Source organism: Nocardioides okcheonensis (assembly GCF_020991065.1).
GTDB lineage: Bacteria > Actinomycetota > Actinomycetes > Propionibacteriales > Nocardioidaceae > Nocardioides > Nocardioides okcheonensis.
In genome coordinates, this window is the sequence record NZ_CP087710.1 from 2,014,977 (window position 1) to 2,027,322 (window position 12,346).

Sequence of the window (12,346 nt, forward strand, 5' to 3'; positions counted from 1 at the left end):
GTTGTATCCGAATTGAGGACGTTCGGTCCAGACCACCGACGGGCGGTCCGTCAGGGGGTCACTTGGGGGGCATCCGGATGCCGCCGTCGACGCGGATGGTCTCGCCGTTCATGTAGGAGTTGGTCAGGCACTCCACGACCATGCTCGCCAGCTCCTCGGCGTGGCCGAGGCGCTTGGGGAAGAGCACGTTCTGGCCGAGGTTGGCCTTGAACTCGTCGGGGTTCGGGAACGCGTCGTAGATCGGGGTGTCGATGAGGCCGGGGGCCACCGTGTTGAGCCGGATGCCGGCGGCCGACAGGTCGCGCGCGACCGGCAGGGTCATGCCGACGACGCCGCCCTTCGACGCGGAGTAGGACGCCTGGCCGATCTGGCCGTCGAACGCGGCGACCGAGGCGAGGTTGACGATCGCGCCGCGCTGGCCGTCGGCGTCGGGCTCGTTGCGGCTCATCACCGTGGCGGCCTGGCGGGTCATGTCGAAGGTGCCGATCAGGTTGATCTCGACGACCTTGCGGAAGGCGTCGAGGTCGTGGGCCTGCTCGAGGAGGCCGTCGCGTCCGATGGTGCGCTGCGCCCAGCCGATGCCGGCGGAGTTGACGCACGCGCGCAGCGGCGCGATCTCGGCGGCCGCCTCGACGGCTGCGGCGACCTGCTCGGTCCGCGTGACGTCGACCGACGCGAAGACGCCGCCGATCTCGGCGGCGAGCGCCTCGCCCTTCTCGGCGTTCAGGTCGGCGACGACGACGGTCGCGCCGCGCGCGGAGAGGGCTCGGGCGACGGCGGCGCCGATGCCGCTCGCGCCGCCGGTGACGATGGCGGTGGATCCGGTGATGTCCATGCCCCGGATCCTAGGACGTCCGAGCACCGCCTCAGAGGTCGGTGGTGCCCTCGGCGACCAGCTCGGCGGGGCCGGTCATCAGCACCCGGTCGTCCTCGGTCCAGACGATCCGCAGGGTGCCGCCGGGGACGTCGACGCGGTACGCCGTCCCGCGCGGGGCGTCGTCGGCCAGCGCCGTCGCGACGGCCACCGCGCAGGCGCCGGTGCCGCAGGACCGGGTCTCGCCCGCGCCGCGCTCGTGGACCCGCATCGCGACGTGGTGGTCGCCGCGGCGGACCACGAACTCGACGTTGACCCCGTGGGGGTAGACGGCCGGGTCGTGGCCCGGTGCGTCGAGCAGCGTCCCGGCGTCGGCGAGGTCGTCGACGAAGGCGACCGCGTGCGGGTTGCCCATCGAGACGTGCCGGGCCGCCCAGGTCAGGTGGCCGACGGAGACCTGGGTGGCGCCGTGCACGACCGGGCGTCCCATGTCGGCGGTCAGCCCGGGGCCGTCGCCGTCGCGGGTCAGCACCTTCACGCCGTCGCGGGTCTGGATCCGCATCGGGAAGTCCTCGCCCTGGTGCTCGTGGAGGTAGCGCGCGAACACGCGGATGCCGTTGCCGCACATCTCGCTGATCGAGCCGTCGGAGTTGCGGTAGTCCATGAACCAGCCGTCGTCGCGCCGGACCGCGCGGAGCACGCCGTCGGCGCCGATGCCGGCGCGACGGTCGCACAGCGCCCGGACCCGCTCGGGGTCCAGGTCGCCGTGCACCGACTCGTCGGGGTCGGGCAGGACCACGAAGTCGTTCTCGGTGCCGTGGCCCTTGAGGAAGGGGTAGCTCACGCCCCCAGTGTGTCAGGGGCGTGCGGCCTCAGCGGGGGTCGACCACCGCCGCGGACCCGCGGCCGCGACGTACCGGCTCGGCCACCGCGGTCAGCCGCTTGCGCGGGCCGATCTCGACCGCCGTGGCCGCGCCGATCTCGGCGGCGCTGGTGAAGGCGTCACCGGCCGGCGCGAGGGTGTGCCCGAGCGCGGTGAGCGCGGTCCCGTAGGCGGTGATGAAGTCGGGCTCGGCGGTCACGCTCGCGGTGTTGCGCTGGCTGGCGCGGGGTGCGGCGACGGCCTCCTGGATCGTCATGCCGAGGTCGATCCGGTTGACCAGCACCTGCAGCACGGTCGTGATGATCGTCGAGCCGCCGGGCGAGCCGAGGGCGAGGAACGGCTTGCCGTCCTTGAGCACGATCGTCGGCGACATCGAGCTGCGCGGCCGCTTGCCGGGCTGGATCCGGTTGGGGTCGGCGGCGTCGTAGACGGTGGAGAAGTCGGTCAGCTCGTTGTTGAGCAGGAAGCCGTGGTCCGGGACCGTGATCCCGGAGCCGCCGGTCTGCTCGATGGTGAGGGTGTACTCGACGACGTCGCCCCAGCGGTCGACGACGGTGAGGTTGGTGGTCGAGATGTTCTCGGTGTCGGCGTCGACGCTGCCCTGCGCGGCCGCGGGCGCGCACACCCCGTCGTACGACGTCACGTCACCGGCCGCGACCGGCTTGGTGGCGGCCTTGGCGGGGTCGATCCCGCAGGCGCGCTCGGCGGCGAAGGTGTCGTCGAGCAGCTTCCTGACCGGGACGTCGACGAAGGCGGGGTCGCCGACGTACTTCCCGCGGTCGGCGAAGGCCAGCGCGCTCGCCTCGAGGTAGTGGTGGAGGGCCTGCTCGGTGGTCATCGCGGAGAGGTCGTAGCGCTCGAGGATGTTGAGCGCCTCCCCCACGGTGGTCCCGCCGGACGACGACGGCGCCATCCCGTAGACGTCGTGGCCGCGGTAGGTCGTCCGGCTCGCCTTCTGCGAGCGCACCCGGTAGTCGCGCAGGTCGCGCGGCGTGAGGTAGCCCTTCGGCGTGGGCAGGTCGGTGTTCCTCGTCGTCCGGGGCTTGCGCACCACGTCGGACATCAGCCGGGCGAGCGGGCCGCGGTAGAAGGCGTCGGTGCCGCGGTCGGCGATGAGGTCGTAGGTGTCGGCGAGCTCGGGGTTGCGGAAGATCGACCCGACCTTCGGGGCGTCGCCCCTCGGGAGGAACAGCCTCCGGGTGTCCTTGAACGCCCGGAACCGCTCCTCGTTGTCGAGCGTCTGCTGGCGGAAGGTCTCGTCGACCTTGAACCCGCGCCGGGCGACCTTCGTCGCCGGGGCCAGCGCGTCGGCCAGCGACAGCGTCCCCCAGTTGGCCAGCGCCTTGTCCCAGGTGGCGAGGGTGCCGGGGGTGCCGACGCTGACGCCGCTGGTGACCAGGTCGGGGGTGAACGGGTACGGCTTGCCGGTCGCGGGGTCGATGAAGGCGTCCTGCGGCATCTTGCGCGGCGCGGTCTCGCGGCCGTCGAGGGAGCGGACCTTGCCCGAGCTCGCGTCGTAGTGGACGAAGTAGCCCCCGCCGCCGATGCCCGCGCTGTAGGGCTCGGTGACGCCGAGGGTGGCGGCCGCGGCGACCGCCGCGTCGACGGCGTTGCCGCCCGCCTTCAGCACCTTCAGCCCGGCGGCCGTCGCCTCGGGGTCGACGGTGGTGACGGCACCGCCCGTGCCGATCGCGGTCGCCCTCTTGGCGGTGGGCCTCGCCTGGTCGTTCCGGTCGGGTGACGCGCCGGAGCCGGGCGCGGCGGACGTCGGCGCGGTGACGGCGAGGGCGGCGAGCAGGCCGGCCGAGGTGGCGGCGGCGAGGGGCGTGCGGATGCGCATGGGGGACCTCCCGAGTGGTGGAACCTCCACCCTGCCGTCCGGCCCCGGCGCTGTCCACGACCGCCGGGGTGGGTGTCAGCGCACCACGGTGTGCCGCACGCACGCGAAGTCACGGTTGCGCGCCACCTCCTCGAGCCTGAGCTCCATCGCCCGCGGCAGGACGGGCGCGCCGCCGCCGAGGGTGCAGGGTGCGTACTGGATCCAGACCTCGTCGAGCAGCCCCGCGTCGTGGAACTGCCCGACCAGCTCGCCACCGCCGACGACCCAGAGGTCCTTGCCGTCGGCCGCCTCCGTCATCTCGGCGTGCACCTCGCGGACGTCGGCGGCGGTGAACCGCACCTGCTGCGACGGCGCGAAGTCGCGGTGGGTCACCACCCACGTCGGCTTGGGGCCCCACGGGTCGTCGTCGTGGTCGAGGATCCACTGCCACGTGTTGGCCCCCATCGCGCACGCGCCGACGCGCTCGCTGAAGGCGGGGTAGGCCATCGGCCCGTCCTGGTCGATGTCGCGCGAGGTCAGCCAGTCGAGGGAGTGGTCGTCGGTCGCGATGAAGCCGTCGAGGGAGCAGCCGGTGTAGTAGATCGTCGCCATCGACCCACCCTCGCACCGGCCACCGACAGCCCGCTCGACCGAGGTCCGCGACCCGGCCCGCCCACGGGTTCAGCGCACGAGGGCGGTGAGCGCGGGCTCGGCGGCCTCGACCGGGAGGTGCCCGAGCATGATCAGCTGGGCCATCCCGTGCACGGTCGACCACAGCGCCGCGGACAGCGCGACGGGATCGCGCCCCTCGTAGCCGGGCTCGCGCACGAGCCGCTCGACCAGGCCGCCGAGCAGCTCCTCGTTGCGCGCGATGAGCGGGGCCATCTCCTCGCTGGGCTCCCCCGCCGCGCAGTACTCCGGGTCGAAGACGAGCGCGAACGCCTGCGGGTGGGTGGCGGCGTAGGTGACGTAGGCGAGGCCGAGCGCCTGGACCTGGGCCACGACGCCGTCGACGCCGGCGACCGCCTCCTCCTGCGCGGCCAGCAGCGCGGCCATGCCCCGAACGCCGAGGGCGCCGAGGAGCTCGGACCGGCCCCCGAAGTGGTGGTAGGGGGCGTTGTGGCTCACGCCGGCGCGGCGCGCGACCTCGCGCAGGCTGATCCGGGCCGCCGGGGTGGTCGTGAGCAGCTCGAGCGCGGCGTCCTCGAGGGCGACCTGGAGGTTTCCGTGGTGATAGCCGCCGGTGGATCTTGACATGCGCAACATCGTACGCCAATCTTGCTGGTGTCCACATTCTTGACAGTGTCCACTTCGCACCGGAGGTCCCCATGTCCCACGTCCTCGTCCTCGACGGCCACCCCGACCCGCGCTCCCTCACCGCCGCGCTCGCCGCGGCCTACGCCGAGGGGGCCGGCGGCACCCTGCTGCCGCTGCGCGACCTCGACTTCGATTTCACCCTCCGCACCGGCTACCGCACCCCGCAGGACCTCGAGCCCGACCTGGTCCGCGCGCAGGAGCACCTCGCCGGGACCGACCACGTCGCCGTCTTCACGCCGCTGTGGTGGGGCTCGGTGCCGGCGCTGCTCAAGGGCTTCTTCGACCGCACGCTCGAGCGCGGGTGGGCCTTCCGCTACCGCGACAACGGGATGCCGGAGGGCCTGCTCGCCGGGCGCACCGGACGGCTGGCCGTCACCTCGGACTCCCCGGGGTGGTACCTCCCGCTCGTCGGCGACAGCACCGTCAAGCAGGTGCGCGGACGCACGATGGAGTTCTGCGGGATCAAGCCGACCCGGGTGACCCGGTACGCCGACGTCCGGGGACGTACGCCCGAGCAGCTCGCCCGGTGGGTCGAGGAGGCGGTCGCCCTCGGCGCGCGCGACGCGGCCCGCGCGCCCAGCGGGACCCGGACGCCCGCGCCGGTGCTCAGCCGCTGACGCGCCCGCGAGGTCGGCCACGGCCGCCAGCGCGGCCTCGACCCGGCGGGGGTCGTCGTGGGCGACCCCGACGACCCGCGGGTCCTTGCGGAACCAGGAGTCCTGGCGGCGCGCGAAGCGGCGGGTGGCGACGACGGTCTGCTCCTTGGCCTCGGCGAGCGTGCGGTCGCGGCGAGGACCCCGCGACCTCGCGGTAGCCGATGGCCCGCCCCGCGGTGCGCCCGTCCGCGAGGCCGCGCGCGAGCAGCGCCTCGACCTCCTCGACGAACCCGCTTGCGAACATCTCCTCCACCCGGAGCGCGATCCGCTCGTCGAGGGTGGGCCGGTCGATGTCGACGCCGACCTGCACCGTGCGCGGGTCGGCGTACTCCAGTCGCGGCAGGCTCGCGCTGAAGGGGCGGCCGGTGAGCGCGACGACCTCGAGCGCGCGCACCACGCGGCGGCCGTTGTCGGGCAGGATCTGCGCGGCCGCCTCGGGGTCGACGCCGGCGAGGCGCGCGTGCAGCGCCGGGCTGCCGACCCGCTCGAGCTCGACCTCGAGCTCGCGGCGCAGCGAGTCGTCGGTGCCGGGGAACTCGAAGCGGTCGACGATCGCGCGGGTGTAGAGGGCCGACCCGCCGACCAGCACCGGCGTGCGCTCGCGGCCGCGGACGTCGGCGACCACCTCGCGCGCGAGCCGCTGGAACTCGGCGACGCTCGCGGGCTCGGTGACCTCCATCAGATCGAGCAGGTGGTGCGGGATCCCCCTCCGCTCCGCCTCCGGGAGCTTGGCGGTGCCGACGTCCATCCCGCGGTAGACCTGCATCGCGTCGGTGTTGACGACCTCGCCGTCGAGCCGCTCGGCGAGGTCGAGGCTGAGGCCGGTCTTGCCCGAGGCCGTGGCGCCGACGACGGCGACGATGGGACGAGCCATGGGCCGATTGTCGCAGCCCGGCTAGTCTCGATCGTGCCGGAGTCCCCCGCCCGCGGGGTGGGGCGGCGCACCCCCCGGGAGGGACCATGGGTTTCCTGGACAAGGCCAAGGCCAAGCTGACCGACGCGGTCGACCAGCACGGCGACAAGATCGCCGACGGCATCGACAAGGCCGGCAGGCTCGCCAACGAGAAGACCGGCGGCAAGCACGCCGACAAGATCGACAAGGCGACCGGCAAGGCTCGCGACGCCCTCGACTCGCTCGACGGCAAGAACGACGACATCCCGCCCGGCACCACCCCCGGCACCCCGCCCCGCTGACCCCTCTAGGGTCGGCCGGGTGACCGAACGCTTCGCCCTCGTCCCGGCGTCCTACGTCTACCTGCTGCGCGACGGCGCCGGCGGGACCGAGGTGCTGCTCCAGCGGCGCGGCCCGGTGCCCTACATGCCGGGGCACTGGGCGGCCGCCGCGGCCGGCCACGTCGAGCCGGGCGAGACTGCGTACGACGCCGCCCGCCGCGAGGCGCTCGAGGAGCTCGGGATCACCGACCTCGACCTGGACTTCGCCTTCACCATGCAGCGCAGCCAGTTCGGCGCGGCCATCGAGGAGCGGGTCGACTTCTTCTTCACCGCACGCTCGTGGTCGGGCGAGCCGCGGATCGTCGAGCCTGACAAGGCCTCGGAGCTCACCTGGGCGCCGCTCGACGCGCTCCCCGACCCGGTGGTCCCCCACGAGGCCCACGCCCTGTCCCACCTCTTCTCCGGCGAGCGCTACCTGACCTTCGGCTGGCCCACGTCGCCCTAGCGGGGGTGGCCCGCGCCCGGGCCGCGAGGCACGATCGCAGCGACCGACCACAGGAGGCAGCCATGACCGACGACGACCTCGGCCCGATCCCGGAGCCGACCGCAGAAGAGCCCCAGCTGGTGGCCGGGGGCGTCGACGCCGACGCCCTGCACAGCGACCCCGCCGACGACGGCCTGGGCCGCGACCTCGACCCCGACGACAACCCGGCGGTCGACGACGCGACGCCGGACGAGATCTCCGAGCCCGACGACAAGCCGCAGGCCCCCGAGGGCGAGGCGGACGACCAGGAGACCGGCACCACCGCCGACCCCGAGGCCGGCCAGGAGGCCGAGGACGGCTCGCCGGAGCCTCCCGCCTGAGGATCGTGGAGTCCTGCGGCCACCTGGTGGCTCCGGAGCTCCACGATCGTCAGGCAGCCGCGAGCCACGCGCACGACGGACCGCAGGGTCGCCCACCCCGGAGACCGTGACGCTCGAGCACGACGGACAGCTTGGCGGCGGTCGAGCACGGCCGACCGACCACCTGACCCCAGGTGAGCCGCACCGTGCCGGCGCCGGCGACCGCGGCGTCGAGGTCGCGCTCGTGGTCGCGGTCGCGCTGCTCCGCCGTGTCGTGGAACAGCCGCCCGTCGAGCTCGACGAGCAGCTCGTCGTAGGCGTTGTCGCGGTAGACGATGCCCGACAGCGTCCCGGCACGCTGCTGCCGCGTGCCGGCGGGCAGGCCGTGCGGCCGCTCGACCCGCGCGACGTGCTCGCGCTCCAGCACCGAGCACGCGCCCGCGGAGACGTCGGCGAGGACGGCCTCGAGGAACGTACGCCGCGGGGCGCGCGACCTGCGCCCGAGCGCCTCGCCCATCCGGGCGGCCGTCGTGTGCCGGCTCTGCACCGCCCGTGCGATCGCGCCGATCGCCGCGAGCTCCTCCGGAGCCGCCAGCGCGACGTCGAGCGCCGCCTCGTCGTAGCGCATGCGCGGCGGGCCCACGTTCCACTGCACCCGCGCGCCGAGGTCGAAGGTGCGGACCACCGTGATGCCCGGCGGCGCGAGCACCCGGCGCTCGCGCGGGATCGCCACCACGATCGGTCCGGCGTCCTCGCCGCGCCCGGGACCGTCCGCCGCGCGTACGGCGGAGGCTCCGGCCAGCGCCGCCCCGGGGCCGCCCTGCTCGTCGTCGCGGGCCGCGCAGAACAGGACCGCACCCCACGCCCGTTGGAGCCAGGTCGGCTCTCCCGTGTGGTCGACGAGCACGCCCGGGAAGACGGGCGCGAGCTCACGTCGGCGGACCAGGCGGCGGAGGTCGTGCGGCGCCACGCCCTCCGTCAGCGCCTGGCGGCGTGACACGACGCCGCCCTGGCTGGCCAGCAGGGGCTGCAGGATCTCCATCCGAGGACGATCACCCGTCGCGGACGGCCGGCGCGACCCCCGTCACGCCATCTGTGGATGACGTGATCGTGGAGCCCCGGTGCCACCTGGTGGCTCGGCGGTTCCACGATCCGCGCTGGATCCCCGGCCGGCCGGGGATCCAGCGGCAACAAGACCTCAGCCGCAGGCAGGCGCTGGAGGCAGCGGGGCGGGCACGCCGACGGACGGCATGCCGAGGCCGACGGAGGACGCGGAGGGCGGGGCGGACGTACGCCGCTCCCAGGCGTCACCGGCGCGGGTGCGGCGCACCGAGCGGATCGCGCCGTCGGCGACGAGGTGGTGCGGGGCGGCGTAGGTGATCTCGACGGCCACCATGTCGCCCGGGCGGACCGAGTCTGCGTCCACCGCCGAGAAGTCGGCCGCGAAGTGCACCAGCCGGTTGTCGGGCGCCCGACCGGAGAGCCGCTTGGTGGCGGAGTCCTTGCGCCCCTCCCCCTCGGCGACCATCAGCTCGACGGTGCGCCCGACGATCGCCTTGTTCTCCTCCCAGGCGACCTCCTCGACGACCTCGACGAGGCGCTGGTAGCGGTCCTTGACGACGTCGGCCGGCACCTGGTCCTCGAGCACGGCGGCGGGGGTGCCGGGCCGCTTGGAGTACTGGAAGGTGAACGCGGCCGAGAAGCGCGCGGCGCGGACCACGTCGAGGGTGGCCCGGAAGTCCTCCTCGGTCTCGCCGGGGAAGCCGACGATGATGTCGGTGGTGATCGCGGCGTCGGGGATCGCGGCGCGGACCCGCTCGATGATCCCGAGGTACTTCGACTGGCGGTAGGAGCGCCGCATGTCGCGCAGCACCTTGTCGGAGCCCGACTGCAGCGGCATGTGCAGCGAGGGCATCACGTTCGGGGTCTCGGCCATCGCCTCGATGACGTCGTCGGTGAACTCGGCGGGGTGCGGGGAGGTGAACCGCACCCGCTCGAGGCCGGGCACGGCACCGCACGCGCGCAGCAGCTTGGAGAAGGCCTGTCGGTCGCCGAACTCGACGCCGTAGGCGTTGACGTTCTGCCCGAGCAGGGTGATCTCGGTGACGCCCTCGGCGACGAGCGCCTCGATCTCGGCGAGGATCTCGCCGGGGCGCCGGTCCTTCTCCTTGCCGCGCAGCGACGGGACGATGCAGAAGGTGCAGGTGTTGTTGCAGCCGACCGAGATCGACACCCACGCGGCGTAGGCCGACTCGCGCTTGGTCGGCAGCGTCGAGGGGAAGACGGAGAGCGACTCCAGGATCTCGACCTGGGCCTCCTCCTGCACGCGCGCCCGCTCGAGCAGCACCGGCAGCGAGCCGATGTTGTGGGTGCCGAACACCACGTCGACCCACGGCGCGCGCCGGGTGATCTCCGAGCGGTCCTTCTGCGCCAGGCAGCCGCCGACGGCGATCTGCATGCCCGGGCGCTGGGCCTTGACCGGCGCGAGGTGGCCGAGGTTGCCGTAGAGCTTGTTGTCGGCGTTCTCGCGGACCGCGCAGGTGTTGAACACGACCACGTCGGCCTGCTCGTCCGAGCCGGCCCGGACGTAGCCGGCGTCCTCCAGCAGGCCGCTGAGCCGCTCGGAGTCGTGGACGTTCATCTGGCACCCGTGGGTCTTCACCTCGTAGGTGCGCGGGGCGGTCTCGGGAGAGGTCGGGGCAGCAGCAGTCATGGCCGTCCCAGAGTACGGCGGCGCGCGGGGGCGGGCGGAATCGATCGGTGACGTCCGACCCGGGCCCGGTGAGGCCTTCTGACCTTTCGGGTTAGCCCGTTGTGACTACGACGATCTCCTCTTTGGATCAAATGAGGCGCAGGGACTGGCATTAGCCAAGGATCGGACACAAGATCTTTCCTGTATCCACAAATTGGTAACACGTGCAACGGGAATCGGGTCCCAGGCGCTGACAACAGTCACCGGGGGACAGACACATGAGCTTCACCGCTGCGCACCGCAGGCCGGACGCACGGGCCGCCAGCGCCGCCGTACGCCTGGGCCGGGTCGTCCTCACCGTGCTTGTCACCATCGTGTTGATCGGGCTCACCGTCGGCCACGCCGACGCCGCCGACGGCAGCACCTCGCAGGTCGCCGCCAAGGCCCAGGCCCACAAGCCCGCCAAGGCCCGCAAGGGCGCGCGCAGCACCAAGGTCAAGGTCACCGCCACCCTCGCCGCGCTGCCGCCGATCGTCCAGCCCGGCACCTCCCCGGCCGCGCCGTCCAACCAGGCCTCGCTCGTCGCCACCTTCTCGCCGGCCGCCCCGGGCCAGCGGGTCACCCTCGAGCGCCGGACCGCGAAGGGCTGGAAGCTCGTGGCCATCGGCACCGAGGACGCCTACGGCACCGCGACCTTCGCCCCCGGCCCCGGCGTCTACCGCGCCTCCACCACCGCCTCCGGCCTCACCTGGACCTCCGGCACCGTCACCGCCGCGCGCTGGACCCCGGAGTTCGAGGACACCTTCTCCGGCACCGCCCTCGACGCCACCGTCTGGAACGACCAGAAGCGCGAGCGCGAGAGCGTGTACGCCCCCCGCACCTGCGCCCGCGTCGACCCGTCGGCCCGCAGCGTCGGCGGCGGCGTGCTCCGCCTCGGCATCGGCGTCGACCCCACCATGGGCGGCGCGACCTGCAACTACGTCTCCAACGGCACCGCCGGCACCCAGCAGTACCTCGTGAACAGCCAGGTCGCCACCGAGAACACCCGCTTCTTCCAGCACGGCATCGTCGCCGCCCGCATCAAGCCGCAGCGCGCCAAGGGCATGCACACCGGCTTCTGGATGCTCCCGGCCGGCACCACCTACACCGACGGCGTCCCCTCCGCCGGCACGGAGATCGACATCATGGAGTTCTTCGGCGAGAACGGCCGCGGCAACGAGGCCGTCGGCTCGCACGTCCACTACTACGAGGCCGGCTGGGAGAAGGTCAGCCACGGCGACCTCTTCCCCGCCACCCGCCAGGTCCTCGGCAAGAACCGCAGCTGGTGGGACGAGTTCCACGTCTTCTCCGTCGAGTGGACCCCCACCTCCTACATCTTCCGCGTCGACGGCCGCGAGTACTACCGCGAGACCGCCGCCGTCTCCCAGGCCGCGCAGTACCTCGTCCTGTCGAACCTCACCTCCGACTACGAGCTGGCCAACCTCACCGGCGACGAGCTCGGCGACGCCGCCCAGGTCGACTGGGTCCGGGTCTACGACGCCACCTCGATCGAGTCGGCGCGCGTCACCCGCGGTCGCAAGTCCGCCTGACCCCACCCGGCACCGCCCGGGCCGGACCTAGGCTCGCTGCATGCCCCGCATGCACGCGATCGAGCTGCTGCCCGACGAGGCCGGCGCCGAGGTCGTACGCCGTGACTGGCAGGCCCTGCGCGACGCCGGGCTCCCCTCCCAGCTCGACCACCGCGGCCCCACCAACACCCCGCACGTGACCGTCCTCGCCGCTCCCGCGCTCCGCGCCGAGGACGAGCAGGTGGCCGCGCGCGTGCTGGGCCCGCTGCTCCCCCGCTCCGTGCGGGCGGCCGGGCTCGCCCTCCTCGGTGGCAACCGCGTCACCGTCGTCCGCCTGCTCGACGTCGACGACGACCTGGTCCGGGCGGTGCTCGACGTACGCGCCGAGGTGCCCGACCCCCAGCACCTCGGCTGGCTGCCGCACGCCACGCTCGCCCGCCGGGTGCCGCGCGCCGACGTGCCGGCCGTGCTCGACGTGCTGGGCCACGCCGACGCGTCGATCAGCCTCGCCGGACTGCGCCGCTGGGACCCCGACGCGGGGGCCGTGCGCGACCTCTGACCACGCCGCCGCCGCGCATCAC

At 73.6% G+C, this 12,346-nt stretch carries 14 protein-coding genes; 6 read left to right on the forward strand and 8 right to left on the reverse strand.

Features of this window, described 5'->3' with window-relative positions; genetic code table 11:
• Window positions 1-58 precede the first annotated feature (58 nt).
• The 5 genes from LN652_RS09725 to LN652_RS09745 form a co-directional block, all read right to left on the reverse strand.
• Window positions 59-835, reverse strand: a complete 777-nt coding sequence (locus tag LN652_RS09725) for an SDR family oxidoreductase (protein WP_230444467.1) — start codon at window positions 833-835, stop codon at window positions 59-61.
• A 31-nt stretch (window positions 836-866) separates the two neighbouring features.
• Complete coding sequence (gene dapF, locus LN652_RS09730; protein WP_230444468.1) at window positions 867-1,658, reverse strand: diaminopimelate epimerase; 792 nt, start codon at window positions 1,656-1,658, stop codon at window positions 867-869.
• Between the two features lie 28 nt (window positions 1,659-1,686).
• Complete coding sequence (gene ggt / locus LN652_RS09735) at window positions 1,687-3,537, reverse strand: gamma-glutamyltransferase (protein ID WP_230444469.1); 1,851 nt, start codon at window positions 3,535-3,537, stop codon at window positions 1,687-1,689.
• A 75-nt stretch (window positions 3,538-3,612) separates the two neighbouring features.
• The gene (locus tag LN652_RS09740) at window positions 3,613-4,128 is read right to left on the reverse strand and encodes a dihydrofolate reductase family protein (protein WP_230444470.1); all 516 of its coding nucleotides are present in this window, start codon (window positions 4,126-4,128) and stop codon (window positions 3,613-3,615) included.
• A 69-nt stretch (window positions 4,129-4,197) separates the two neighbouring features.
• The gene (locus LN652_RS09745) at window positions 4,198-4,773 is read right to left on the reverse strand and encodes a TetR/AcrR family transcriptional regulator (RefSeq protein WP_230444471.1); all 576 of its coding nucleotides are present in this window, start codon (window positions 4,771-4,773) and stop codon (window positions 4,198-4,200) included.
• Between the two features lie 71 nt (window positions 4,774-4,844).
• Between LN652_RS09745 and LN652_RS09750 the strand changes: the two genes are divergently transcribed.
• A complete protein-coding gene (locus LN652_RS09750; protein WP_230444472.1) occupies window positions 4,845-5,450 on the forward strand; it encodes an NAD(P)H-dependent oxidoreductase in 606 nt (201 codons plus the stop codon).
• On the opposite strand, the gene miaA is transcribed toward LN652_RS09750, so the two are convergent.
• A complete protein-coding gene (miaA, locus tag LN652_RS09755; protein ID WP_230444473.1) occupies window positions 5,440-6,363 on the reverse strand; it encodes a tRNA (adenosine(37)-N6)-dimethylallyltransferase MiaA in 924 nt (307 codons plus the stop codon). The two genes, LN652_RS09750 and miaA, sit on opposite strands and share 11 nt — an antisense overlap.
• Window positions 6,364-6,449: 86 nt before the next feature.
• Here miaA and LN652_RS09760 point away from each other — a divergent pair, with 86 nt between their 5' ends.
• The 3 genes from LN652_RS09760 to LN652_RS09770 all read left to right on the forward strand — a co-directional run bounded on the left by LN652_RS09760 (window position 6,450) and on the right by LN652_RS09770 (window position 7,526).
• Complete coding sequence (locus LN652_RS09760; RefSeq protein WP_230444474.1) at window positions 6,450-6,683, forward strand: antitoxin; 234 nt, start codon at window positions 6,450-6,452, stop codon at window positions 6,681-6,683.
• Window positions 6,684-6,702: 19 nt separating this feature from the next.
• The gene (locus LN652_RS09765) at window positions 6,703-7,167 is read left to right on the forward strand and encodes an NUDIX hydrolase (RefSeq protein ID WP_230444475.1); all 465 of its coding nucleotides are present in this window, start codon (window positions 6,703-6,705) and stop codon (window positions 7,165-7,167) included.
• A gap of 62 nt (window positions 7,168-7,229) precedes the next feature.
• Window positions 7,230-7,526 (forward strand): hypothetical protein, encoded by a 297-nt coding sequence (locus LN652_RS09770; RefSeq protein ID WP_230444476.1) that lies wholly within the window; start codon window positions 7,230-7,232, stop codon window positions 7,524-7,526.
• Between the two features lie 49 nt (window positions 7,527-7,575).
• On the opposite strand, the gene LN652_RS09775 is transcribed toward LN652_RS09770, so the two are convergent.
• Window positions 7,576-8,547: a type IV toxin-antitoxin system AbiEi family antitoxin domain-containing protein gene (locus LN652_RS09775; protein ID WP_230444477.1), complete on the reverse strand. Its 972-nt coding sequence runs from the start codon at window positions 8,545-8,547 to the stop codon at window positions 7,576-7,578.
• Between the two features lie 156 nt (window positions 8,548-8,703).
• Window positions 8,704-10,218, reverse strand: a complete 1,515-nt coding sequence (gene miaB, locus LN652_RS09780; RefSeq protein WP_230444478.1) for a tRNA (N6-isopentenyl adenosine(37)-C2)-methylthiotransferase MiaB — start codon at window positions 10,216-10,218, stop codon at window positions 8,704-8,706.
• Between the two features lie 257 nt (window positions 10,219-10,475).
• On the opposite strand from miaB, the gene LN652_RS21895 reads away from it, so the two are divergent.
• Both LN652_RS21895 and LN652_RS09790 read left to right on the forward strand, forming a co-directional pair.
• The gene (locus tag LN652_RS21895) at window positions 10,476-11,786 is read left to right on the forward strand and encodes a glycoside hydrolase family 16 protein (protein WP_268932247.1); all 1,311 of its coding nucleotides are present in this window, start codon (window positions 10,476-10,478) and stop codon (window positions 11,784-11,786) included.
• A gap of 40 nt (window positions 11,787-11,826) precedes the next feature.
• Window positions 11,827-12,324, forward strand: coding sequence for a 2'-5' RNA ligase family protein (locus tag LN652_RS09790; protein ID WP_230444479.1), 498 nt, complete (start codon window positions 11,827-11,829; stop codon window positions 12,322-12,324).
• Window positions 12,325-12,346 lie beyond the last annotated feature (22 nt).